The following is a 24,121-nucleotide window of genomic DNA, read 5'->3' as shown; positions in this document are numbered from 1 at the left end:
TACCCCTTTCGCCAGTACGCCGATGGCGAACGTGAGACGTCCGGTGGCCGCGTGTCGCCCCTCCCCACTAGGCATGTCTTACCCGCAATTACAGACAGTCCATGCGGCGTACGTGGGTTCCCTCCGCTACGGGCGAACATCTTCGTACTCCTGAATGCGCCCGTACGCCCCCAACCCGGACACACTAAGCGTTCGACCGGGGACGCTGCGTAACTCCCGGGCCGGATCGGGAGTTCTTCCGGCATGGCCCTCACCGTCCCGCCTCCCCGAACTCCGCTGCCCGCAGGACGGGACGGCCGTGCCGGAGGTGAAGCGCGGGGCAGTTGGTCCCAGTGGTACGAGCAGAGGCTCGGCTGGGCCACCGCGGGCGTCGCCCCGGTGCGGCTGCTGACCGGGCTGCGGTTCGACGCGCTCGTCGTCCCCGCTGCCGCCGGTCACGCGGCACTGCGTCGGGTGGGCCGTACGGGGCCCGTGGCGCTCATGGGTGAGCGGATGAGTCTGCTGGTGGCCGCGGGGAGCGCCGACGAGCTGCCCGGACTGCTGGACTGGCTGGAGTGGGGACAGATCGCCCTCGCGCTGACCGCCCTCGGCACGGACGGCCGGATCACCGCACCGCCACCACCGGGCCGGCCGGGCCCGCCGGGGGCCGCCGTCTGGCTGCGACCCCCCTGGCCACCGCACGGGCAGGAGGCGGGACCGGCGCTCCCGGCCCTCTCCGGCTTCGGGAGCAGGGGTGGGGATGCTCCCGATCTCGTCCGGCTCGTGGACGCCGTGGCGACCGAATGCCACCGGGCCCGGCTGACGCGCGCCCGGAAGAGGCCGGCCTCCGACGATTCGGCTGCTCAGCCGTTGGCCTTCTCGTAAGCCTCACGGATGTCCGCGGGAACACGGCCGCGGTCATTCACATTGTGGCCGTTCTCGCGCGCCCACTTACGGATCTCGGCGGTGTCCTTGTTGCCACCGGGAACCGCTCGGCCCTTGCCACGCCCGGAAGCGGCACGGCCACCGGTGCGTCGGCCGCCCTTCGCGTAAGGCTCGAGCAGCGTGCGCAGCTTGTCCGCGTTGCTCGTGGTGAGGTCGATCTCGTACGTCTTGCCATCCAGCGCGAACGTGACGGTCTCGTCCGCCTCGCCGCCGTCGAGGTCGTCAACAAGAAGGACCTGAACCTTCTGTGCCACCGGATTTCCTTTCATCGAAAATGGAGTACGCGGAAAGGAAACCGCTTTTCCCCGGAAAACACAAACCCTCGGGAGAGGTTCAGGAGCGCAAGAAGACGGGAAACGTGCGCGATTCGGACATAGACCTCGGGCATCTTCCGACGGTCACAGGTGCAGAAGCATCCGGCTGTTACCCAAGGTGTTCGGCTTCACTCGTTCGAGACCCAGGAACTCCGCGACTCCCTCGTCATAGGAACGCAGCAGCTCGCTGTAGACATCTCCGTCGACCGGCGTCTCTCCGATCTCCACGAAGCCGTGCTTCGCGAAGAAGTCGACTTCGAAGGTGAGACAGAAAACCCGTCGCACGCCCAGCCAGCGGGCGGTCTGCAACAACTTGTCCAGCACTTGGTGCCCGACTCCGGCGCCCTTGATGCTGTGATCGACCGCGAGAGTACGCACTTCGGCAAGGTCTTCCCACATCACATGCAGTGCGCCGCAGCCGATGACCTGGGCGTCCTCGTCGCGTTCCGCGATCCAGAACTCCTGGATGTCCTCGTAAAGAGTGACCGTCGCTTTGTCGAGCAGGATGCCTTCACGCACGTAGCCGTCGAGGAGACCCCGGACGGCGGCCACATCGCTCGTCCTCGCACGCCGGACGGTGATGGGTACGTTTATAACCGACGGTTCGGTCCGGAAATCGGTTTGCGGAAGCTCTGAGGACATACCCAGACGCTATCGCCCGGGGTCCGGCTCCGCCCCATCGGCTTCTCGGTCCGCCCCGGCGTCTTCTTCGTCCGCTTCACCGCCCGGCTGTGCGGCGTCCTCGGGAAGGGCGGGCACAACCATCCGCATCGCGTCCCGGAGAGCCTCGCGCTGCTGGGCCGACATCATGCCGAAGAACGCCACCAGCGCGGCGGCCGGGTTGTCACTCGTCGACCAGGCTTCGTTCATCAGTGCGGCCGAGTACGCGGCGCGCGTGGAGACCGCCGTATATCGATATGCGCGGCCGTCCACTTCCCGGCGCACCCAGCCCTTCTGATGGAGATTGTCCATTACCGTCATGACGGTGGTGTAGGCGATGGACCGTTCCTGCGAGAGGTCCTCAAGGACTTCCCGCACGGTTACCGGACGGTTCCATTGCCAGACCCGGGTCATCACGGCGTCTTCCAGCTCTCCCAATTGACGGGGCACAGCGTCACCCTAGTGCCAAATGTCTGGAATGGGCGGTTATTCACACAAGAAAAGGGCGCACGGCTCTCTGGGGAGCCGTACGCCCTTCGTACGGTGCTGTGCGCAATGCGCGCGGACTTACCGGAGTCAGACCGTTTCGGTCCGCGGGGCCTGGTGGGCCGACTCGGCGCGGCTGATCGCCGCGTCCACGGCCGCGTCCTCCTTGGCCTTGTTGGGGCCGCCCTGGCTCTTGACGATCGTCACGACCAGACCGATGAAGAAGGCTGCCATCACCACGGGGGGCACGAGCGCGGATACGTAGTCCATGGCATCCAGACTAGCGAGCCGGGTACGGACTTCCGCGCGCCCCCTACCCCGCGGCGCGCTGCTGCGGCGGCGGCACCGGGCGGCGGCGCGGCGGGAAGACCTCCGAGGGCTTCGGCGCCGGGCGCTCGGACGGAGCCGGACGGGCCGGGGCCGCCGGGACCTTCGGCTTGTCCGGCTCGGCCGCGCGGCCGCCGGGCAGCGCGAGCAGCCGGCTGCGGGGCGCGGGGGCCGCGGCGGACACGGCGCGTCCGGAGAGCCGGGCCCGCACCGACCGTTCCGCGAGCACCTGGCAGCGCTCCAGGAGGGCCGCGGCGACCGGCCCGCCGCGCAGGGCGCGCAGCGCGGCCAGATCCTCGGGGCGGGGGTCGTACCCGGCGGCCAGGGCGTCCTGGAGGAGCTCCAGATAGCCGCTGAGGGAGCCGGGGAGGGCGTTTCGGTAGCGGGCGAGGTCGGCGAGGAGGAAGGCGCGCAGCCGTCCCGCCTCGCTCACCGTCTCGTCCACGGAGCCCGCTAGCCGCAGGCAGTCCTGGACATCCTCGTCGGGCAGGGGCGCGGGGTGGAGGGCGATGGCGAGGGCACGTCGGAGCACTCGCAGCTCGTCCGCGCTGAACGCCATACCGCCGCGTGATCCGTAGGGCGTGGGCATGACGCGACAATACGTGCTAAAGGGACAAAATCCGTTTAACTGGCCGTGGGGCGGCGCGGCGGCCCGGAGAGCCGCCGCGCGGGGAACCCGCCGGTCACAGCGGACTCCCTAGAGGCGCGACACGTTGCGCTCGTACACCAGGCGCAGGCCGATGAGGGTGAGCCAGGGCTCGTGCTCGTCGATGACCGAGGACTCGCCCAGCACCATCGGAGCAAGGCCGCCCGTCGCGATGACGGTGACGTCGTCGGGGTCGGCCGCCAGTTCCTTCTTCATCCGCCCGACGACCCCGTCGACCTGGCCGGCGAAGCCGTAGATGATGCCCGCCTGCATGGCCTCGACGGTGTTCTTGCCGATCACGCTGCGCGGCCTGGCCAGCTCGATCTTGCGGAGCTGGGCGCCCTTGACGCCGAGTGCCTCGACCGAGATCTCGATGCCGGGCGCGATGACGCCGCCGGTGTACTCGCCGCGGGCCGAGACCGCGTCGAAGGTGGTGGCCGTGCCGAAGTCGACGACGATCGCCGGACCGCCGTACAGGTCGACGGCGGCGACCGCGTTGATGATGCGGTCCGCGCCGACCTCCTTCGGGTTGTCCATCAGGATCGGCACGCCGGTCTTGATGCCCGGCTCGACGAGCACGGCGGGGACGTCGCCGTAGTAGCGGCGGGTCACCTCGCGCAGCTCGTGCAGGACGGCCGGGACGGTGGAGCAGATGGCGATGCCCTCGATCCCGTCGCCCAGCTCCATGCCCAGCAGCGGGTGCATGCCCATCAGGCCCTGCAGCAGGACCGCCAGTTCGTCCGCCGTGCGGCGGGCGTCCGTGGAGATCCGCCAGTGCTCGACGATCTCCTCGCCGTCGAACAGGCCGAGGACGGTGTGGGTGTTTCCGACGTCGATGGTGAGCAGCATCAGGCGCCGGCCCCGTCGGTGTCGCGGAAGTCCAGGCCGATGTCGAGGATCGGCGAGGAGTGGGTGAGGGCGCCGACGGCCAGGTAGTCCACCCCGGCCTCGGCGTAGGCGCGGGCGGAGTCCAGCGTCAGCCGGCCGGAGGACTCCAGGACCGCGCGGCCGCCCACCAGCGCGACGGCCTCGGCCGTCTGCGAGGGGGTGAAGTTGTCCAGCAGGATCAGATCGGCACCCGCGTCCAGCACCTCGATGACCTGCTGCATCGTGTCGACCTCGACCTCGATCGGCAGGTCCGGGAACTCGGCCCTGACCCGCTTGAAGGCCTCGGCCACCCCGCCCGCCGCGATGACGTGGTTGTCCTTGACGAGCGCGGCGTCGGACAGCGACATGCGGTGGTTGACCCCGCCGCCGCAGCGCACCGCGTACTTCTCCAGGGCGCGCAGGCCCGGCGTCGTCTTGCGGGTGTCGCGGACCTCGGCCTTCGTGCCTTCCAGGACGTCGGCCCAGGCGCGGGTGGCGGTGGCGATGCCGGAGAGCCGGCAGAGCAGGTTGAGCGCGCCGCGTTCGCCGGTGAGCAGGTCGCGGGTGCGGGTGGTGACGGTCAGCAGCTTCTGGCCGGGGACGACGCGGTCGCCGTCCAGGACGTGCCGCTCGACCTCGAACGCGGAGGTGCAGACGATCGACAGGACGGCCTCGGCCACGTGCAGACCGGCCACCACGCCCGCCTCGCGCGCGGTGAAGTCGCCGGTGGCCACGGCGTCCGCGGGGACGGTGGCCACGGTCGTGACGTCCACCCCGCCGTCGAGGTCCTCCGCGATGGCGACGTGCGCGACGTCCTCGACCTGGACCGGGTCCAGCCCGGCGTCCGCGAGGATCTGGGCGAGCGACGGGTCGAGGCCGCACTCCAGGCCGTCCGGGTCGTAACCGTCTTCCCCGCCGCAGCCGCAGCCGTCGCCGCAGCCGCCGGCGGCAGGTGCGGGCGCGCCGATCTGGATCAGCGGTACGTCCACGGGTGTGGGGCGCGGATTCTCTTCGGGCGTGCTCACGGTTACGGCTCCTCGGGAGTGGGGTGGGTGGGGCTTGCTGCTGCGCAGTCTGCTGCCCCGGACGCGCGTACGGGGCCGAACGCCTCGGTATCCGTCCGACGGAGGACCAGCGCCGCGGGAGGCAGCGGGCGCGACGGGGCGGCCGTCCCCGCACGCGGCGCCGGCTGCCGGCCGGGGGCGAGCCGGACGACGAGGTGGCGGCGCCAGTTCTCGTCGTCGCGCTCGGGCCGGTCCTCGCGCCAGTGGCAGCCCCGGGTCTCCTCGCGCTGCCGGGCGGCGGCGACCAGGACGCGGGAGACCAGGAGCAGGTTGGTGACCTCCCAGGCCTCGACGCCGGGCACCGCGAGCTTCGGCTCGGCCGCGCCGGCCTTCAGGACCGCGCTGCGGTGCAGGTCCTCCAGCTCGTCGGCGGCGGTGGCGAGGGTGCCGGCGGAACGCAGCACTCCGGCTCCGCGGGTCATGATGCGCTGGATCGTGCCCCGCGCCTCCGGGTCGAGCAGCGGCGAGGAGGCCGAGTGAGCGGCGACCGTCTCCGGGTCGAGCGGCTGCGAGACCACCGGGGGCGCGGCGACGGCCCCGTCGCCCGCGCGGAGGCCGTCCCCGACGATGTCCGCCGCGATGCGCTCGGCGAACACGAGGCCTTCGAGGAGCGAGTTGGAGGCCAGTCGGTTGGCGCCGTGCACCCCGGTGCAGGCGACCTCGCCGCAGGCGTACAGGCCGGGCACCGTCGTACGGCCGCTCAGGTCGGTGCGGATGCCGCCGGAGGCGTAGTGCGCGGCCGGGGCGACCGGGATCGGCTCCTGGACCGGGTCGATGCCGTTGGCCCGGCAGGCCGCCAGGATGGTGGGGAAGCGCTGCTCCCACATCTCGGCGCCGAAGTGCCGGGCGTCGAGGTACATGTGCTCGGTGCCGTGCAGCTGCATCTGGCGGGTGATCGCCTTGGCGACGATGTCGCGCGGGGCGAGCTCGGCCATCTCGTGCTGCCCGAGCATGAAGCGCGTGCCGGAGGCGTCGACGAGATGGGCGCCCTCGCCCCGTACCGCCTCCGACACCAGGGGCTGCTGGCCCTCGGCGCCGGTGCCGAGGAAGAGCACGGTGGGGTGGAACTGGACGAATTCGAGGTCCGAGACCTCCGCGCCGGCCCGCAGCGCGAGCGCCACGCCGTCGCCGGTGGAGACCGAGGGGTTGGTGGTGGCGGAGAAGACCTGGCCCATGCCGCCGGTGGCGAGGACCACCGCGGGAGCGTGGACCGCGCCGACGCCGTCGTGCTGGCCCTCGCCCATGACGTGCAGGGTGACGCCCGCCGTGCGGCCTTCGGCATCGGTGAGGAGGTCGAGCACGAGGGCGTTCTCGACGGTGTGCAGGGCGGCCTCGCGGACCGCATCGACCAGGGTGCGGGAGATCTCCGCACCGGTCGCGTCGCCGCCCGCGTGGGCGATGCGGCGGCGGTGGTGGCCGCCCTCGCGGGTCAGCGCGATGGCGCCCTCGGCCGTGGTGTCGAAGTGGGCGCCGGTGCCGATCAGCCGCCGTACCGCGCCGGGGCCCTCGGTCACCAGGGTGCGTACCGCTTCCTCGTCGCACAGGCCGGCGCCCGCGACCAGGGTGTCGTCCAGGTGCTGCTCGGGGGTGTCCCCCTCGCCGAGGGCCGCCGCGATGCCGCCCTGGGCCCAGCGGGTCGAGCCGTCGTCGAGCCGGGCCTTGGTGACGACGACGGTGGCGAGGCCGGCGGCGGCGCAGCGCAGGGCGGTGGTGAGCCCGGCCACGCCGGAGCCGACCACCACGACATCGGCGTCGATGGACCAGCCAGGGGCGGGGGCGGGCAGCCGTATGCCGGTCACGTGGTGGCTCCGAAGGTCAGCGGGATGTTGTCGATGAGGCGGGTGGTGCCCACCCGGGCGGCGACGGCGAGTACCGCGTCGCCCGCCGTGTGGTCGTCGGGGATCTCGGTGAAGTCGGCCGGGTCCACCAGCGCCACGTAGTCCAGCGCGAGCGGGGGCTGTCCGGCCGCCGCGTCGTCCAGGACCGCGCGGGCGGCGGCGCGCACCGCGGCGGGTCCGCCGTCCGGCCTGGCGCGGGCGACCGCCTGCGCGTCGGCGGCCAGCCGGGCCTCGCCGAGCCGGTTGAGCCCGGCGGCCCGGTCCCCGTTGGAGCCGCCGGCCAGCGCGCGGGCGTGCAGCGCCTGCTGGGCGGCGAGCCGGTCGCGGGCGGCGAACAGGGCCCGGGACAGGGCGAGGGCGGTGTGCCGCTCGTGCGCGTCGAGGAAGCGGTTGCGGCTGGAGAGCGCGAGGCCGTCGGCGTCGCGGGCCGTCTCGGCCCCCACGATCTCCACGGGGAAGTTCAGATCGCGCACCATGCGCCGGATCAGCGCCAGCTGCTGGGCGTCCTTCTGCCCGAAGAACGCGAGGTCCGGGCGGGTGAGGTGGAGCAGCTTGGCGACGACGGTGAGCATCCCGTCGAAGTGGCCGGGGCGCGAGGCCCCTTCGAGGCGCTCGCCCATCGGGCCGGCCGAGATCCGGACCTGCGGTTCCCCGCCCGGGTAGACCTCGTCGGCGGACGGGGCGAAGACGGCGTCGCCGCCGGCCGCGCCCGCGAGGGCGAGATCGGCGTCGAGGGTGCGGGGGTAGCGGTCGAGGTCGGCCGCCTCCCCGAACTGGAGCGGGTTGACGAAGACGGTGACGACGACCTGGCCGGCCGGGCCGACGACCGCGCGGGCGGCGCGGATCAGCGAGGCGTGGCCCTCGTGCAGGGCGCCCATCGTCATCACGACGGCACGCTCGGTCCGGGCCGCGCCCGGCGCTCCGGGGGCGTACGCCTCCAGTTCGGCGGCGGTGCCGAGGAGGGTGGCGGCGGGGTCGGTCATCGGGGCTCCTCCGGTCCGGTGCCGCTGGTGCGGCCCCCGTCGGTGCGGTCGCCGTCGGCCAGGACGCCGAGGAGGTCCTCGGCCAGTGCCGGCTTGAGCATGCCGTGGGCGAGGGCGCGGTCGGCGGTGGCGCGGGCCATCGCGACGTATCCGGCCACCGCCTGCGGGGCGTGGGCGCGCAGCTCACCGATGTGCGCGGCGACCGTGCCGGCGTCGCCCCGGGCGACCGGGCCGGTCAGGGCGGCGTCACCGGAGCGCAGGGCGTTGTCGAGCGCGGCGCCGAGCAGCGGGCCGAGCATCCGGTCGGGGGCGGCGACCCCGGCCGTGCGCAGCAGCTCCATCGACTGGGCGACGAGCGTGACCAGGTGGTTCGCGCCGAGGGCGAGAGCGGCGTGGTAGAGCGGGCGGGACTCCTCGGCGATCCACTCCGGCTCGCCGCCCATCTCGATGACCAGCGCCTCGGCCGCGAGCCTGAGCTGTTCGGGGGCGGTGACGCCGAAGGAGCAGCCGGCCAGCCGCTGGACGTCCACGGAGGTGCCGGTGAACGTCATCGCCGGGTGCAGGGCGAGCGGCAGGGCGCCGGCCCGCAGGGCGGGGTCCAGCACCTTGGTGCCGTAGCGCCCGGAGGTGTGCACGATCAGCTGTCCTGGCCGGACCGCGCCGGTCTCGGCCAGGCCCTCGACGAGGCCGGGCAGGGCGTCGTCGGGGACGGTCAGCAGGACGAGCTCGGCGCGCGCCAGGACCTCGGCGGGCGTTACGAGGGGGACGTCGGGGAGCAGGGCGGCGGCGCGGCGCACCGAGGCGTCGGAGACGCCCGAGACGGCGACCGGGCGGTGTCCCGCGAGCCGCAGGGCCGAGGCCAGTGCGGGGCCGACCCGGCCGGCTCCGACGACGCCGACGGTGAGGCGGGCGGGGCGGTCCCTCGCGTCGAGGGGCTCCTTGGGGGCTGTTGCATTCACTCGGCAGTGGCCTTCCGTTCCAGTCCGCGGGGGGTACCGGACGATTTCTCTGCATGCTACGCCAGCGTTTCGTCCGGCTCCCGGCTGTCCACAGGCTGTGGGAAACCCCGTACCCCGATGGTGCCGGCCGGGCCCCGGAGAGGCGCTCGGATATCCCGTGGAGGGGCGTCCGGTTCTGCGTGATGATCGTCCCATGGCAGATACGAACGAGCAGGCCCGCGACGACGCGGCGGACGAGGCGCCCGGACCCGGGCCGGACGGGGCACGGGACGCGGGCGACTACCCGCGCGGCCGCCGGACCGCCGCGTGGCAGCGGGCCGGGCGGACGCTGTGGCGGGCCCCGATGGACCGCTCGATCGGTGAGCAGCTGGCCGCGCTGACCGCCGGAGCCGACAGGCTCACCGACCTCGGGCAGCCCGTGGACATCTACGGCGGCGGCGTCGTCGCCGAGCTGGAGCAGCGGATCGCCGAGGTGCTCGGCAAGGAGGCGGTCGCGTTCTTCCCGACCGGGACGATGGCGCAGCAGGCCGCGCTGCGGTCCTGGGCCGGGCGCACCGGCAATCCGACGGTGGCGCTGCATCCGCTCGCCCACCCCGAGATGTACGAGCGGGGCGCGCTGTCGGTGGTGAGCGGGCTGCGTACCGTCCACCCGACGTCCGAGCCCCGGCTGCCCACGGCGGACGAGGTCCGTGACTTCGAGGAGCCGTTCGGCACCCTGATGCTGGAGCTGCCGCTGCGCGACGCGGGCTTCGTCCTGCCCACCTGGGAGGAGCTGGAGGCGGTGGTTGCGGCCGCCCGCGAGCGCGATGCGGTGGTCCACTTCGACGGGGCACGGCTGTGGGAGTGCGCGACGCACTTCGGGCGGGAGCTGCCGGAGATCGCGGCGCTCGCGGACAGCGTGTACGTGTCGTTCTACAAGACCCTCGGCGGGATATCGGGGGCCGCGCTCGCCGGTCCCGCCTCGCTGATCGAGGAGGCCCGCGCCTGGCGGCACCGGTACGGCGGCCAGCTCTTCCAGCAGTTCCCGGCGGTGCTCTCCGCCCTGAGCGGCCTGGAGCGGGAGCTGCCGAAGCTGCCGTCGTACGTGGCGCAGGCGCGGATGGTGGCCGGGGCACTGGCCGAGGAGTTCGCGCAGGCCGGCGCCGGCTGGTTCCGGGTGCATCCGGAGCCGCCGCACACCCACCAGTTCCAGGTGTGGCTGCCGTACGCGCCCGACGTCCTGACGCAGGCCTCCGTGCGGCTGGCCGAGGAGACGGGCACGGCGCTCTTCCGCATGTGGACGCCGGCCGTCGCCGGGCCGCCCGGGATCTCCTGCACCGAGGTCACGGTGACCGATACGGGGCTGAGCTGGACGGCGGCGGACGTGCAGGCGGCCCTGGGTGCCTTCCTGGAGCGGGTGGAGGAGCAGGAGCGGCTCGCCCGGCAGCGGTGAGGCGCACGGGTCCCGATTGACGCCGGCCGTCAATCGGGGCCCGGCCCGCCCCGCTCACCCCGCACCATGGAGGGGTGAGCGTGAGCATCGACATCACGGGGCTGGACCCCGGACGCATCGTCTTCGAGACCTCCCCCCTCGTCGAGCTGGGGGTGGCTCTGCACGCCCTCTCCGAGCCGGGGCACCACCCGGGGCTGCACGGCTGGGCGACCGCCACCACCACGGCCCTGGAACCCGATCTGGCCGACCGGCTGCACGAGGCCGACTTCCTGTGGCGGAACACCTTCTCGGACATCTTCATGCCGTTCGCCGGGGTCCGCGGCGGCAACGGCAGGACGGGGGCCGGCCTCGCGGAGGACCTGGACATCCTCGACCGCCTGGACGACGAGCGCTTCGTCTCGGCGGCCCTGGAGTTCACCTGCGCCAACCTGTACGGGACCGGCGCGGCCTCGCCCCTGCACGACGCCGGTATGCGGGCCAGGGCCCTGGACATGGCGGCGGCACGCGGCCCGCAGCAGCTGGAGTTCACCCAGCGGCTGCTGGCCGACCCCGCCTCCGTACGCCAATGGATCCGGCGCCTGTTCGAGGACTGCGACCAGGCGTTCTTCGCGGACACCTGGCAGCGGGTGCGGGTCCAGCTGGTGGCCGACGCCCGGCACAAGACCGATCTGCTGCGGCACAAAGGGCTGCACGAAGCGATGGCGGCCGTCTCCCCCGCGCTCTCGGTCGACGAGGACGGGCAGCGGATCAGCGTCGACAAGCTGACCGAGGGCTCGACCGTCGCCACCGACCCCGCCGTCGGCCCCGGACTCACGCTCATCCCGACCAGCTTCGGCTGGCCGCATCTGATGGTGCTGCACGCCCCCGGCTGGCGGCCGGTGCTCCACTACCCCGTGCACCGGCCCGAGCTGCCGTCCCCCGCGTCCGTCGAGCTGCTCCAGCTGAGGATGGAGGCGCTGGCCCACCCGATGCGGATGCGGCTGTGCCGCAACATCGCCCGCTCCCCTTACACGACGGGCGAGCTGGCCGACACGAACGGCATCACAGCCCCCGAGGTCTCCCGCCACCTCACGGTGCTCAAGAAGGCCGGCCTGCTCACGACCCGGCGCCGCGGCCGGTACGTCCTGCACCAGCTGGACCTGACCGTCGTGGCGCGGCTCGGCAGCGACTTCCTGGAGGGCATCCTGCGCTGAGCGGCAGGCACCCCACCGCTCAGCCCGTTCCGCCGCCGCCCGCTCGCACCAGTCCGGTCTCGTAGGCGAGAACGACGACCTGGACCCGGTCGCGCAGGCCCAGCTTGGTCAGGATGCGGCCGACGTGCGTCTTGACGGTGGCCTCGGAGAGCACCAGCCGGGCGGCGATCTCGCCGTTCGACAGGCCCTGCGCCACCAGCAGCATCACCTCGCGCTCCCGTTCGGTGAGCTTGGCGACGTCCTTGTGCCGCGGCTCCGCCTTCCCGCTCGGCAGCATCGGCGAGAAGCGGTCGAGCAGCCGGCGGGTGGTGGACGGGGCGACGACCGCGTCGCCGCTGTGCACGGAACGGATCGCGGCGAGCAGTTCGGCCGGCGGCACGTCCTTGAGCATGAAGCCGCTGGCCCCGGCCTTCAGCCCGGAGAACGCGTACTCGTCGAGGTCGAACGTGGTCAGGATGAGGACCTTGGGCGCGTCCGGCTGTGCGCAGATCCGGCGGGTGGCCTCGACGCCGTCCAGCCGGGGCATCCGCACGTCCATCAGTACGACGTCGACCGCGGTGGCCCGCAGGTTCTCGATCGCCTCGATGCCGTCGCCGGCCTCCGCGACGACCTCCATGTCCGGCTGCGCGGCCAGCACCATCCGGAAGCCGGTGCGCAGCAGCATCTGGTCGTCGACGAGCATCACGCGGATCGCCATGGGGTCCCTGTCTCCTGTTTCGTTCTGCGGTCGGTCGTCCGTGGGTTCCGTGGAGCGGGTCAGCCAGCCGGTCCGAGCGGCAGCAGCTCCGTGGAGCGGGTCAGCTGGCCGGTTTGAGCGGCAGCAGCGCGCTGATCCGGAATCCGCCGCCGGGGCGCGGTCCGGCGTCCAGCGTGCCGCCGACCATGCCGACCCGCTCGCGCATGCCGATCATCCCGTGTCCCGCGCCGTCGGCGCCGCCGTCCTCGTACAGTTCGTGCGCGGCCCCCCGGCCGTCGTCCTCCACCAGCAGGCCGAGCCCGTCGTCGAAGTAGACCAGCCGCACGCTGGCCCCGGCGTTCGGGCCGCCGTGCTTGCGGGTGTTGGTCAGCGCCTCCTGCACGATGCGGTACGCGGTCAGCTCGACGCCGCTGGGCAGCGGGCGCGGGGTGCCCTCGATCTTGAAGTCGACGGCCAGACCGGACTGGACGACCTGGTCGACCAGCTCCTCGATCTGCTCGACGTCGGGCTGCGGGACGTACTCACCGCTCTCCGGCACGTCGCCGGTGCGCAGCACACCGAGCAGCCGCCGCATCTCCGCCAGGGCCTGCCTGCCGGTGCTGGAGATCGTCTCCAGCGCCTGCCGGGCCTGGTCGGGTGCCGCGTCCATCACATAGGCGGCGCCGTCGGCCTGCACCACCATCACCGAGACGTTGTGCGCCACGACGTCGTGGAGCTCACGGGCGATACGGGCCCGCTCGGCGGCCACCGCGACCTTGGACTGCGCCTCGCGCTCCCGCTCAAGACGGGCGGCACGCTCCTCCAGCTGGTCGAAATAGGCCCGCCTGGTCCGCATCGAGTCGCCCAGCACCCAGGCCAGCACGAAGGGCACCGTCATCACGACGACTATGAAGAGCTTCTGCGCCCAGCTGCCCGGGTCCTGGTTGGGCCAGCGGAGCTGGGAGAGGCCCGCCGCGCACAGGCTGCAGGTCAGGGCGAGCCGGGAGGCCCAGCGCTCGCCGACGGTGGCCACGGTGAACGTGATCACCAGCATGGCGAAGTTCGCCGTGGTCGGTCTGACCCCGAAGACCAGCTGGACGACGCCCATCGCGATCGCGAGCAGCAGCATCTTCTCGGGCGCCCTGCGGCGCAGTGCGACGACGATGCTGAGACCGATGACGACCGGCACCACGGCGAAGCGCTCACCGCCTCCGCGCCCGGCACCGCCCACCACAATGGTCATGCCGGAGATCCCGAGGAGGAAGACAGCCCAGAAGCTGTCGACGCCCATCGGGTGTCTGCGGATGAAATCGTAGAGGCGCTGCACGTAACCCAGCGTAGGGACAGCCGACAGGTGTGTGGGTCAGCCAAAGGGCCGATCCGGGTCCGCAGACCGTACTCCCCAAGGTGGAGACTTGGATATGTGACGGATGACTGGCGCGGTTGGCAGGAGGCGGCCGAGGCCGCTTTGTACGGGAACGAGGGGTTCTACCGGAGCCCCGAGGGGCCGGCGGGTCATTTCCGTACCTCGGTGCACGCCTCCGCGCTGTTCGCGACGGCCGTGGCCCGGCTGTTGGTCAGGACGGCCGACGGGCTCGGGACCGGTTCGGTGGACCTGGTGGATCTGGGGGCGGGGCGCGGAGAGCTGTTGACGGGGGTGCTCGCGGCGCTGCCGGCGCAGGGCGGCGGCGCTCTCGCGGTACGGGCGTACGCCGTGGAGCTGGCCGCGCGCCCCGGCGGTCTGGACCCGCGCGTGGAGTGGTGCGCGGAGCCGCCGCAGGGCGTGCGCGGGCTGCTGTTCGCCAACGAGTGGCTGGACAACGTGCCGACGCCGGTCGCCGAGACGGATCAGGACGGCGTGCGCCGCTACGTCCAGGTGCGGACCTCGGACGGCGCGGAGCGGCTGGGCGAGCCGGTGAGCGGGGCCGACGCCCGGTGGCTGGAGCGCTGGTGGCCGCAGGCCGGGCCGGGCAGCCGGGCGGAGATCGGCCGCCCGCGCGACGAGGCGTGGGCGCGTGCGGTGGCCACGCTGTCCGCCGGGCTCGCGGTGGCGGTGGACTACACACACGTACGGGAGGCCCGGCCGCCCTTCGGCACGCTGACCGGCTTCCGGGCGGGGCGCGAGGTGCGGCCCGTGCCGGACGGCAGCTGCGACCTCACCTCGCACGTGGCGCTGGACGCCTGCGCGGCGGCGGGCGGCCCGGCCGCGGAGCTCCGCACCCAGCGCGAGGCGCTGCACGGGCTGGGCATCAGCGGGGAGCGCCCGCCGCTGTCCCTGGCGTCGAGCGATGCGGCCGGATACGTACGGGCGCTGGCCGGGGCGGGTGAGGCGGCGGAGCTGACCACGCGGGGCGGCCTGGGCGACTTCGGCTGGCTGACGCAACGGGTGGCCCCGGGGGCGCTGCCCCCGGGCCCCAGCTCCTCCATCGCCGCAGGGGCCTGAGGCAGGCAATACTGTCCCCCATGACGGAGACCACGGTCGGCATCGGCGGCGCGGCGGAAAGCACCGACATGGTGCTCAACATCGGCCCGCAGCACCCCTCGACACACGGCGTGCTCCGACTGCGGATCGTCCTGGACGGCGAACGCATCCAGCACGCCGAACCGGTCATCGGCTATATGCACCGGGGCGCGGAGAAGCTCTTCGAGGCCCGCGACTACCGGCAGACCGTGATGCTCGCCAACCGCCACGACTGGCTGTCGGCGTTCTCCAACGAGCTGGGTGTCGTGATGGCCGTCGAGCGGATGCTCGGCATGGAGGTCCCGGAGCGCGCGGTCTGGACCCGCACCCTGCTGGCCGAGCTGAACCGGGTCCTCAACCACCTGATGTTCCTCGGCTCCTACCCGCTGGAACTCGGCGGGATCACCCCGGTGTTCTACGCGTTCCGGGAGCGCGAGGAGTTGCAGGCCGTGATGGAGGAGGTCTCCGGCGGCCGGATGCACTACATGTTCAACCGGGTCGGCGGCCTCAAGGAGGACCTCCCGGCGGGCTGGCTCGGCCGGGCCCGGGACGCCGTCGCCTCCGTCCGGTCCCGGATGGACGTCTACGACAAGCTGGTGCTCGGCAACGAGATCTTCCGGGGCCGTACCCGCGGGGTGGGCGTGCTGTCGGCCGGGGCCGTGCACGCGTACGGGGTGTCCGGGCCGATCGCCCGCGCCTCGGGCGTCGACTTCGATCTGCGGCGCGACGAGCCCTACCTCGCCTACCGGGAGCTCCAGGACACCCTGAAGGTCGTCACGCGCGACGAGGGCGACTGCCTGGCCCGGTTCGAATGCCTGCTGGACCAGACGCACAACGCCCTGGACCTCGCGGACGCCTGCCTGGACCGGATGGCGGACCTGGCGCCCGGCCCGATCAACCAGCGGCTGCCCAAGGTGCTCAAGGCGCCCGAGGGCCACACCTACGCCTGGACCGAGAACCCGCTCGGCGTCAACGGCTACTACCTGGTGTCCAAGGGCGAGAAGACCCCGTACCGGCTGAAGCTCCGCTCGGCGTCGTTCAACAACATCCAGGCGCTCACCGAGCTGCTGCCGGGCACCCTGGTCGCGGACATGGTGGCGATCCTGGGCTCGCTGTTCTTCGTCGTCGGGGACATCGACAAGTAGCCCGGCCGCGACGGCGGGACAGCCCCGCTCCCAGCGCCTAGGAGATCGCGCTGCGCAGCTCCGCGACGTCCAGCTGCTCGGTCTCGTCGTGCGCGGTCAGGTCGATGACCTTGCCGACGGCCCGGTTCTCGGCCGCTCCGGTGCGGTGCGCGGCGAGGGCCTCCTCGCCCACCACGTCGGCGAGATCCTCGTTCTGCACGGACTCGATCGCGGCGTGCGCCTTCTGCGTACCGAAGAAGTCGAAGCTGCCCTGCGGCACCAGGTGGCGGCGGGCCGCGGCGTACGGGACGACCGCGCCGGCGGCCGGGACGGCGCGCTGGGCGGGCAGTGCCTGCCGGGCGGCCGGCCGGGGCGGCGCGGGCAGGGCGGCGGCGGGGCGGCGGTGCTGCCCGTCGCCCGTCGGGGCGCCGGAGTGCGCGGCCGCCGCTTGCCTGCCCTGCCGCTCCTGCGCCTCCCGGGCGCGCTCCGCGAGATCGCGCTTCCTGGCCTGCTCGGCGGTGCGCCGCGCCTCCTGGAGCGCGCCGTTGCGCGAGAGGTCCTCCAGCGCCTGGGCGGCGCGCAGGTATCCGGCCGGGGTAGGGGTGCTGCGCGCGGCGGGCAGTTCGCGGGGCGGCGCGGCCGCCTCCAGAGCGAGCTGCCGACGGCTCTCCAGCACGCTGGCGCGCTCGGTTTCGGCGTTGGCGTACCGCCGCAGCAGCGCCGCGTGCTCGCCACGGAGCCCGGCGAGCTCGACGCGCTTGCGGCGCAGCTTCGTCTCCAGCCGGGCGCGCAGTTCGCGCGACTCGTCCAGATCGGCCTCGACCTCGGCGATGCGTTCCTCGGCCCGCCACTCGTCGCCCGCGCGGGCGCGCGTCAGCTCCGCGACGCGACGCCCCGCCTCCCGGTCCCAGCTGCGCATCAGATACGCGCCGGTGAGGGCGGCGGCCGCCGCGGCGGCGACCAGCGCGCGCAGGACCAGGGGCTCGGCGAGCAGCCAGGCCCCCGCGGCACAGAGAACCGAGGCCCCGGCCACGACCGCAGGCGGAAGGATTCTGTGCAGAGGTGGCGAATGGCGATGGCGTCCACGTGGCATGGCCTGAAATTTACCGTGCGTACGGCCTGCTTGGGGGGCCGCCCGGCAATCTGTTCCCCGCCGGTTACCTGACGGCCCCCGAAACACCCTCTCGGGCCTTGCTACTTCTTGATCAGACCTTTGGACTGAAGGTATTCCTTCGCCGCGTCCTCGGGCTTGGCGCGCTCGGCGTCGACCTTGCGGTTCAGTTCCGCGAGGTCCTCGGTGGTGAGTGCGTCGGTGAGCTTGCCGAGTGCCGCCGCGATGTCTTCGCCGCCGGCGTCCTTGGCATTGACGACCGGCAGAACGTTGTCCGCGTTCTGCAGCTTCTTGTCGTCCTCCAGGAAAACCAGGCCGTAGCTGTCCAGCACCGCGTCCGTGGTGGTGGACAGGACCAGCTGGTCCTTGCCGTCCTTGACGGCCTGCTTGGACTGCGGGGTGCCCACTCCCTTGGGGTCGATGCCGGTCACGTCGATGCCGTACGTCTTCTTCAGTCCGGGTGCGCAGAACGCCCGCACCTCGCACTCGTCACCCGCCGCGATCTTCACCTCGACCTTGGAGGCGCCGAGATCCGAAAGGGTCTTCAGCTTGTTCTTCGCGGCGAATTCCTTGGTGACCGCGAAGGCGTTCTGGTCGACCGCCCTGCCGGGCGGCAGGACCTTCAGTCCGCGCGGAGTGGCGAGCTTCTCCAGGGCCTTGACGGTGGCCGCCGTGTCGCCCGACGCGAGCGGCTTCTCCTCGGCCGCCTTGGCCCCGTTCACCTTGGCGTTGAGGAATTCGGTGATCGTCGCCGCGTATTCCGGTACGACGTCGATCTCGCCCTTCTCCAGGGAGGGTTCGTACAGTTCGCGGTTCTTCACCGTGGTGACCGAGGTGCTGTATCCGGCGTCGGCCAGGATCTGCGCGTACAGCTCCGCGAGCACCTTGGACTCGGTGAAGGCGGCGGCCCCGACGACGAGGGAGCCCTTCTTCCCGGAGCCGCCGCCGTCGGCCGGTCCGCTCTTGTCCTTCTCCAGGCTGTCACCGCCGCAGGCGGCGAGCGAGCCCGCCAGCAGGGCGATGCCGATGGCCGCGCCGGCTATGCGCGAGGTCTTGCTCATGTTGTTCTCCGTCCACGGCAACAGGGCCATATGCGATATGCGATGAGGGTGACGAAAGAGGGGGGCGGCTCACGCCGTCCGGCGGCGGCGCAGCGGTGACAGCAGCCGGTCGAGGGCGACCAGCACCGTCTCCACCAGCAGGGCGAGCACGGCGACCAGCAGGGCCCCCGCGACCACCTGCGGGGTGTTGTACGTGTTGAAACCGGCGGTGATGATCCGCCCGAGACCGCCCTGGCCGACCATCGCGGCGATCGTCGCCGTGGCCACCACCTGGACCGCGGCCGAACGCAGCCCGGTCATGATCATCGGGTAGGCCAGCGGAAGCTCGACCCGGAGGAAGAGCTGGCCACCCGACATGCCCATGCCCCGCGCGGCCTCCGTCACCGAGCGGTCCACCCCGGTCATCCCGACGTAGGCGTTGGTCAGCAGCGGCGGCACGGCGAACAGCACCAGGGCGATGACCGTCGGCACGTATCCGCTGTTGCGCAGCGGCGAGACCATGAAGAGGGCCAGCACCGCGAAGACCGGGACCGCCCGCCCCACGTTGGAGATGTTGACGGCCAGCGCGCCGCCCTTGCCGATGTGCCCCAGGCAGAGCGCGACGGGCAGCGCTATGGCGCAGGCCAGCAGGAGCGCCACGCCGCTGACGTACAGATGCTCACCGAGCCGGTGGCTCACCCCGCTCTCCCCCGACCAGTTGGCGCCGGTGGTGAGCCAGGTCCAGGCCTCGCCGAGAACTCCCATGAGGTCAGACCGCCTTCGCCGTGACGGCCGTGTCCACGGCGTCGTGGTTTCCCGATATGCGCGTCCACGGGGTCAGCAGCCGCTGCACGCCGAGCAGCAGCAGGTCCGCGACGACCGCGAGCAGTACGCAGAGCACCGAGGCGGCCAGCACCTGGGCCTTGAAGAAGCTCGGCAGGGCGTCGTCGATGAGGTTGCCCAGGCCGCCCCGGCCGACGATCGAGCCGATGGTCGTCAGCGCGATCGTGGAGACCGTGGCAATCCGTATTCCGGCCATCAGCGCGGGCATCGCGAGCGGCAGCTCCACCTCCCAGAGCAGCCGGGCGGGGCCGTAGCCCATGCCGAGCGCGGCCTCCTTCGCCTCCTCGGGGACCGCTTCCAGACCCGCCAGGATGTTGCGCACGAGGATGGTCAGCGAATACAGCACCAGCCCGGTGACGACCAGCGCCGCGGAGAGCCCGAAAAGGGGCAGCAGCAGCGAGAACATCGCGAGCGAGGGCACGGTGTAGAGCACCGTGGTCAGCCCGAGCACCGGTCCGGCGAAGCGCCGGCTGCGGCGGGCGAGCAGTGCCAGCGGGAAAGCGACGGCGACCCCGATCGCCACCGAGACCGCGGTGATCCAGATGTGCTGGACCGTGGCATCGGTCAACTCCTGGCTGCGGGAACGGAGATACTCCCCGCAGATCCAGTCGTTCGTCACCAGGCAGTTCTGCGCGGCCATCTTGTCCCCCCACCTCCCGATCGCCCACTCGTACTGATGTCCGGCGAGCCTATCCTCGACCACTGACAATCACGGAAGCCGTTGTATTCCAGCAACACGTCCTTCACAAAACACGCGCCACAATGGGGAACCATGATCCGTTTCGAGCACGTCACCAAGCGGTATGCGGGCGGCACCACCGCCGTCGACGACCTTTCCTTCGAGGTCGCCGAGGGTGAACTCGTCACGCTCGTCGGACCGTCGGGGTGCGGCAAGACGACCACGATGAAGATGGTGAACCGGCTGATCGAACCGACCGAGGGCCGGATATTCCTCGACGGGGACGACATATCGGCCATCGACCCCGTCCAGCTTCGCCGGCGCATCGGCTACGTGATCCAGCAGGTCGGGCTGTTCCCGCACCGGACGGTCCTGGAAAACACCGCTACCGTGCCCCATCTCCTGGGCTGGAAACGCGGAAAGGGCCGCGAACGTGCGGCGGAACTCCTCGATCTGGTCGGACTCGATCCTTCCGTTTATGGTGACCGCTATCCGGAACAGCTGTCCGGCGGTCAGCGCCAACGCGTGGGTGTGGCAAGGGCGCTGGCGGCCGACCCGCCCGTACTGCTGATGGATGAGCCTTTCGGCGCGGTCGACCCGGTCGTCCGGGAACGGCTCCAGAACGAATTCCTCAAGCTTCAGGCGCAGGTCCGCAAAACGGTGCTCTTCGTCACGCACGACATCGAGGAGGCGGTCCGCCTCGGGGACCGTATCGCCGTCTACGGGCAGGGCTCGATCGAGCAGTTCGACTCACCGGCCACCGTGCTCGGCGCCCCCGCCACTGGCTATGTCGCGGACTTCGTCGGCGCCGACCGAGGGCTGAAGCGGCTCTCGGTCACCCCCATCGAGGAGAGCGACCTCGACCAGCCGCCGGTCGTCCACCTCGACGACCCGCTGGCCACGGCGACCGAGCGGCTGCGGGCCCAGGGCGCGCGCTGGGCCGTCGTGCTCGACGGTGACGACCATCTGCACGGCTGGATCCCGGCCGGTGACGCGCTCACCGCCACCAGGGGCACAGTCCGCGAGCACGCCCGCCGGATGGAGGCCTGGCTGCCCGTCGGCGCCCCGCTCAAGCAGGCGTTCGCCACCATGCTCCAGCACGACGCCGGCTGGATCGCGGTCATCGACAAGGACAGCGCGGGCCGGTTCCTCGGCGTGCTCACCCCGGCCCGCCTGCACGAGGCGCTGCGCCGGTCGATCGACGCGGACGACCGGGCGGTGCCGCGCGCCGAGGTGGCCGTGGAGAGCGTCGCGAGCGTGTCGGGCGGGACGGCCGGGGCGATCGGGGCGGGCCGGGCCACAGGGGCGGGCGGGGCGACGGAGGCAGGCGGGGCGGGCACCAAGACCGCCTGAGGTGATGTGCCCGCGCCGGTTCAGTTCTCGCTGAGCCGGCTGCTCAGCCACACCAGGGCGGCGGGAATCTCCCGGCGCCAGGTGTTGAAGTTGTGCCCGCCGCTGCCGAGCACGATCGAGGAGGCCTGCGCGGGCGACTTCACCTTGGCCAGGAACTTGCGCGTGTCCGCGTAGTTCGCCTCGCCGTGGCGGGAGGTCGTCACCAGGAACGACGAGTCGGGCATCGGCCGGTGGTCCAGGGTCCACAGCAGATCGGCGTGTTCGCGGGCCTGCTGGTCGCCGTGGAAGAGGTCGCCGGTCGTCGGGTCCTCGGCCGCCTTGTAGTACGCGGACAGCCCCGCGCTGGCCGTGAACCGGTCCGGGTGGTGCAGCCCGATCTTCAGGGCGCAGTAGCCGCCGGTCGAGTTGCCGATGATGCCCCAGTTCCGGGCCCGGTGGCCGACCCGGTAGGCGGCCGACACCGCGCGCGGCAGATCCTTCGCGAAGAACGTCTCGGTCTGCGGCCCGCCCTTTATGTCGACGCACTCGGTGTCCCGGGGCGGTGCCAGCGTGGGCCGCAGCATCACCAGGATCATCGGCTGCGACCGTCCGGCCTTCACCTGATCGAGTGCCGTACGCGGGTAGCGCAGCCCCTTGAGAAGGTTCTCCGACGTGCCCGGGTAGCCCGTGAGCACCACCACCGCGGGGAACTTCCGCCGGGCGTACGCCGCCTGGAAGTACTCCGGCGGCAGGTACACGTACGCCGAGCTCTCGATCCCGGAGTGCGGCCCCGCGATCACCACCTTGTCGATCCGGCCGCCCCTGGTGGCCAGCGAACCGCCCGGCCCGTCGGGCCGCTGCGTCCCCACCCGGACGATGTTCTTCGCGGCCAGGGTCCCGGCCGCGTGGTCGGTGACCACGCCGAGGTCCTGCTTCTGGCCGAACAGGTCCGCCCAGGAGCCGTAGAAGAGGAACGAGTTGTTGGCCATCAGGCCGACCGAGGCGAAGACCGCCACCTGGGTCGCCAGGAGCAGGCCGACCCTGCCGAACACCATGGGGACGCTGCGCCGGGCGAACCTCGGCCAGAGCCAGATCGTGACGGCGAACAGCACGACGGCCAGTGTGATCGCCAGGATCAGCACTGCCTTGCCGGTAAGACCCATGGCGGTTGGACTTTCTTGTCTGGAAATTTCCGGGATACGGGTGAACCCTCCGCCCGGAAGGCTCGTCCTAGAGGTCGCACAGCGTCCGCCGGGCTCCGGCCGACGTACTCCAAAAATCTCTCGCGGAACCACGGGAAGCGATGTCTGTCACGCTAGATGGGGATAAATCGGGATCGGTTCCGAATACTGCACGCAAGTTCGTGCGCGGACCGCGGCCCGAAACCGTACCGGTGCTCGTCGGCACCGCCTGCACCGTAGTCGGCCTGATCGACGTCGCCGCCGGGGTCTTCCCACGCTTCCGCCACAGCCGGATGCACACCCTCGCCGAGGTGCTCCCCGGCGCCCTCGGCCCCTTCGCCGCCGCGCTCTCACTGAGCGCCGGCGTCCTGCTGCTGCTCCTGGCCCACGGCCTCAAGCGGCACAAGCGACGGGCCTGGCGGGCCGCCGTCGTACTGCTGCCGGCCGGTGCGCTGTCCCAGTTCCTCTACCGGCACTCGGTGCTGGGCGCGGTCGTCTCCCTGACGCTGTGCTACCTGCTGGTACGCCACCGGAGTGAATTCGCGGCGCTGCCCGACCCGCGCAGCCGCTGGCGGGCCCTGGCCAACTTCGTCCTGCTCGGCGCGGGTTCGCTCGGCCTCGGGCTGGTCATCGTCAGCGTCCACCCCGGCCGGCTGGTCGGGAACCCCAGCATCGCCGACCGGCTCCAGCACGTGCTGTACGGCCTGTTCGGCTTCGAGGGCCCGGTCGAGTACGCCGGAGTCACCTCCTGGACCGTGGCCTACTCGCTGGGCGCGCTCGGCCTGCTGACCGCCGTCACCACCATCTACTTCGCGTTCCGCCCCGAACATCCCGCCGCCCGCCTCACCGAGGACGACGAGGCCCGGCTGCGCACATTGCTGGAGCGGCACGGCCGCCGCGACTCGCTCGGCCACTTCGCGCTCCGCCGCGACAAGGCCGTGGTGTTCTCCCCCAGCGGCAAGGCCGCCGTCTGCTACCGCGTGGTGTCCGGGGTGATGCTGGCCAGCGGCGACCCGATCGGTGACGTGGAGGCCTGGCCGGGCGCCATCGAACGGTTCATGGACGAGGCCAGGGCCCACTCCTGGACCCCGGCCGTGATGGGCTGCGGCGAGACCGGCGGCGAGGTCTGGACCCGCGAGACCGGACTCGACGCCCTGGAACTCGGCGACGAGGCGGTGGTGGATGTCGCGGATTTCTCCCTCGCCGGACGCGCGATGCGCAACGTGCGCCAGATGGTGAAGCGCATCGAACGTGGTGGATACGTGACCCGGGTCCGGCGGGTGGCCGATATCGGTGAGGCCGAACTGGTCCGGATCCGCCACGCCGCGGCCGACTGGCGCGGCACCGACAACGAACGCGGCTTCTCCATGGCGCTCGGCCGGATCGGTGACGGCGCCGACGGGGACTGCTTCGTCGCCACCGCCCACAAGGCCGACGAACAGAGTGCCGAATCCCCCTACGGCGACCTGAAGGCCGTCCTCCACTTCGTCCCCTGGGGCACCGACGGCATGTCACTGGACCTCATGCGCCGCGACCGCGCCGCCGACCCGGGGATGAACGAGCTGCTGATCGTCGCATCGCTCCAGGCCGCTCCCCGGCTCGGCATCACCCGCGTCTCGCTGAACTTCGCGATGTTCCGCTCCGCGCTGGCCCGCGGCGAGAAGCTGGGCGCCGGGCCGGTGCTGCGGATCTGGCGCGGCCTGCTGATCTTCCTGTCGCGCTGGTTCCAGATCGAGTCGCTGTACAAGTTCAACGCCAAGTTCCGGCCCCGCTGGGAGCCCCGGTTCGTGGTCTACCGCACCGCCCGCGACCTGCCCCGCATCTCGCTGGCCGCGATGCAGGCCGAGGGCTTCGTCAGCTTCGCGCTGCCCCGTGCGCTGGCCCGCCGGCTGCCCTCGCGCGCGCAGCGGCCCTGCGCACACGCCCGGCCCTCTCCACCGGAGCAGGGCGTCCACGCGGCGTGAGGGGGCCCGTCACGGGC

General features: G+C 72.1%; 23 protein-coding genes and 1 pseudogene. 7 read left to right on the top strand and 17 right to left on the bottom strand.

The window, feature by feature from the left end:
* The first annotated feature begins 243 nt into the window (after positions 1-243).
* Positions 244-864, top strand: coding sequence for an SCO3374 family protein (locus ACGFU6_RS25585; RefSeq protein ID WP_393614167.1), 621 nt, complete (start codon positions 244-246; stop codon positions 862-864).
* Here the strand turns inward: ACGFU6_RS25585 and ACGFU6_RS25580 are convergent.
* The 10 genes from ACGFU6_RS25580 to ACGFU6_RS25535 form a co-directional block, all read right to left on the bottom strand.
* Complete coding sequence (locus ACGFU6_RS25580; protein WP_024494064.1) at positions 843-1,178, bottom strand: Lsr2 family protein; 336 nt, start codon at positions 1,176-1,178, stop codon at positions 843-845. The genes ACGFU6_RS25585 and ACGFU6_RS25580 overlap by 22 nt on opposite strands.
* A 144-nt stretch (positions 1,179-1,322) precedes the next feature.
* Positions 1,323-1,880: an amino-acid N-acetyltransferase gene (locus ACGFU6_RS25575; protein ID WP_393614165.1), complete on the bottom strand. Its 558-nt coding sequence runs from the start codon at positions 1,878-1,880 to the stop codon at positions 1,323-1,325.
* Between the two features lie 9 nt (positions 1,881-1,889).
* Positions 1,890-2,348, bottom strand: coding sequence for a BlaI/MecI/CopY family transcriptional regulator (locus ACGFU6_RS25570; protein ID WP_393614164.1), 459 nt, complete (start codon positions 2,346-2,348; stop codon positions 1,890-1,892).
* A 126-nt stretch (positions 2,349-2,474) separates the two neighbouring features.
* Complete coding sequence (locus tag ACGFU6_RS25565) at positions 2,475-2,654, bottom strand: hypothetical protein (RefSeq protein WP_393614162.1); 180 nt, start codon at positions 2,652-2,654, stop codon at positions 2,475-2,477.
* A gap of 43 nt (positions 2,655-2,697) precedes the next feature.
* On the bottom strand, positions 2,698-3,270 hold the full coding sequence (locus ACGFU6_RS25560; RefSeq protein ID WP_393614227.1) for a hypothetical protein: 573 nt from the start codon (positions 3,268-3,270) through the stop codon (positions 2,698-2,700).
* 138 nt (positions 3,271-3,408) lie between these two features.
* A complete protein-coding gene (locus ACGFU6_RS25555) occupies positions 3,409-4,206 on the bottom strand; it encodes a type III pantothenate kinase (protein WP_024493731.1) in 798 nt (265 codons plus the stop codon).
* Positions 4,206-5,249, bottom strand: coding sequence for a carboxylating nicotinate-nucleotide diphosphorylase (nadC, locus tag ACGFU6_RS25550; protein ID WP_393614160.1), 1,044 nt, complete (start codon positions 5,247-5,249; stop codon positions 4,206-4,208). Before nadC ends, ACGFU6_RS25555 begins: the two co-directional genes overlap by 1 nt.
* A 2-nt stretch (positions 5,250-5,251) precedes the next feature.
* Positions 5,252-7,087, bottom strand: a complete 1,836-nt coding sequence (locus ACGFU6_RS25545) for an L-aspartate oxidase (RefSeq protein WP_393614158.1) — start codon at positions 7,085-7,087, stop codon at positions 5,252-5,254.
* Entirely contained in the window at positions 7,084-8,109 is a 1,026-nt protein-coding gene (panC, locus tag ACGFU6_RS25540) for a pantoate--beta-alanine ligase (RefSeq protein ID WP_393614156.1), read from the bottom strand. Before panC ends, ACGFU6_RS25545 begins: the two co-directional genes overlap by 4 nt.
* Positions 8,106-9,068: a Rossmann-like and DUF2520 domain-containing protein gene (locus ACGFU6_RS25535; protein WP_393614154.1), complete on the bottom strand. Its 963-nt coding sequence runs from the start codon at positions 9,066-9,068 to the stop codon at positions 8,106-8,108. The genes panC and ACGFU6_RS25535 overlap by 4 nt, the downstream gene beginning before the upstream one ends.
* Positions 9,069-9,261: 193 nt before the next feature.
* Here ACGFU6_RS25535 and ACGFU6_RS25530 point away from each other — a divergent pair, with 193 nt between their 5' ends.
* Both ACGFU6_RS25530 and ACGFU6_RS25525 read left to right on the top strand, forming a co-directional pair.
* The gene (locus tag ACGFU6_RS25530) at positions 9,262-10,500 is read left to right on the top strand and encodes a threonine aldolase family protein (protein ID WP_393614152.1); all 1,239 of its coding nucleotides are present in this window, start codon (positions 9,262-9,264) and stop codon (positions 10,498-10,500) included.
* 80 nt (positions 10,501-10,580) lie between these two features.
* Positions 10,581-11,693: a DUF5937 family protein gene (locus ACGFU6_RS25525; RefSeq protein WP_393614150.1), complete on the top strand. Its 1,113-nt coding sequence runs from the start codon at positions 10,581-10,583 to the stop codon at positions 11,691-11,693.
* Between the two features lie 19 nt (positions 11,694-11,712).
* On the opposite strand, the gene ACGFU6_RS25520 is transcribed toward ACGFU6_RS25525, so the two are convergent.
* Entirely contained in the window at positions 11,713-12,390 is a 678-nt protein-coding gene (locus ACGFU6_RS25520) for a response regulator (protein WP_393614148.1), read from the bottom strand.
* 100 nt (positions 12,391-12,490) lie between these two features.
* The gene (locus ACGFU6_RS25515; RefSeq protein ID WP_393614146.1) at positions 12,491-13,696 is read right to left on the bottom strand and encodes a sensor histidine kinase; all 1,206 of its coding nucleotides are present in this window, start codon (positions 13,694-13,696) and stop codon (positions 12,491-12,493) included.
* Between the two features lie 96 nt (positions 13,697-13,792).
* Here ACGFU6_RS25515 and ACGFU6_RS25510 point away from each other — a divergent pair, with 96 nt between their 5' ends.
* Entirely contained in the window at positions 13,793-14,812 is a 1,020-nt protein-coding gene (locus ACGFU6_RS25510) for an SAM-dependent methyltransferase (protein ID WP_393614144.1), read from the top strand.
* 20 nt (positions 14,813-14,832) lie between these two features.
* A complete protein-coding gene (locus ACGFU6_RS25505) occupies positions 14,833-15,975 on the top strand; it encodes an NADH-quinone oxidoreductase subunit D (RefSeq protein ID WP_393614142.1) in 1,143 nt (380 codons plus the stop codon).
* A 37-nt stretch (positions 15,976-16,012) separates the two neighbouring features.
* Here the strand turns inward: ACGFU6_RS25505 and ACGFU6_RS25500 are convergent, their stop codons facing one another.
* The 4 genes from ACGFU6_RS25500 to ACGFU6_RS25485 form a co-directional block, all read right to left on the bottom strand.
* Entirely contained in the window at positions 16,013-17,047 is a 1,035-nt protein-coding gene (locus ACGFU6_RS25500) for a hypothetical protein (RefSeq protein ID WP_393614140.1), read from the bottom strand.
* A 101-nt stretch (positions 17,048-17,148) separates the two neighbouring features.
* Positions 17,149-18,126, bottom strand: a complete 978-nt coding sequence (locus ACGFU6_RS25495; RefSeq protein WP_393614138.1) for an ABC transporter substrate-binding protein — start codon at positions 18,124-18,126, stop codon at positions 17,149-17,151.
* A 69-nt stretch (positions 18,127-18,195) separates the two neighbouring features.
* A complete protein-coding gene (locus ACGFU6_RS25490) occupies positions 18,196-18,870 on the bottom strand; it encodes an ABC transporter permease (RefSeq protein WP_393614136.1) in 675 nt (224 codons plus the stop codon).
* 4 nt (positions 18,871-18,874) lie between these two features.
* Positions 18,875-19,588 carry an ABC transporter permease gene (locus tag ACGFU6_RS25485; RefSeq protein WP_123527727.1) on the bottom strand — a complete coding sequence of 238 codons (714 nt, stop codon included), beginning with the start codon at positions 19,586-19,588 and terminating at the stop codon, positions 18,875-18,877.
* A 132-nt stretch (positions 19,589-19,720) separates the two neighbouring features.
* Here ACGFU6_RS25485 and ACGFU6_RS25480 point away from each other — a divergent pair.
* Positions 19,721-20,890, top strand: a pseudogene (locus ACGFU6_RS25480) (betaine/proline/choline family ABC transporter ATP-binding protein); the annotation flags it as partial.
* Between the two features lie 110 nt (positions 20,891-21,000).
* Here ACGFU6_RS25480 and ACGFU6_RS25475 read toward each other — a convergent pair.
* On the bottom strand, positions 21,001-22,122 hold the full coding sequence (locus ACGFU6_RS25475) for an alpha/beta hydrolase (protein WP_393614134.1): 1,122 nt from the start codon (positions 22,120-22,122) through the stop codon (positions 21,001-21,003).
* Between the two features lie 140 nt (positions 22,123-22,262).
* On the opposite strand from ACGFU6_RS25475, the gene ACGFU6_RS25470 reads away from it, so the two are divergent.
* Entirely contained in the window at positions 22,263-24,104 is a 1,842-nt protein-coding gene (locus ACGFU6_RS25470) for a phosphatidylglycerol lysyltransferase domain-containing protein (RefSeq protein ID WP_393614132.1), read from the top strand.
* Positions 24,105-24,121 lie beyond the last annotated feature (17 nt).

The organism is Streptomyces sp. NPDC048462, from assembly GCF_043200175.1.
Lineage (GTDB): Bacteria > Actinomycetota > Actinomycetes > Streptomycetales > Streptomycetaceae > Streptomyces.
This window is presented reverse-complemented; position numbering and strand designations above follow the sequence as displayed.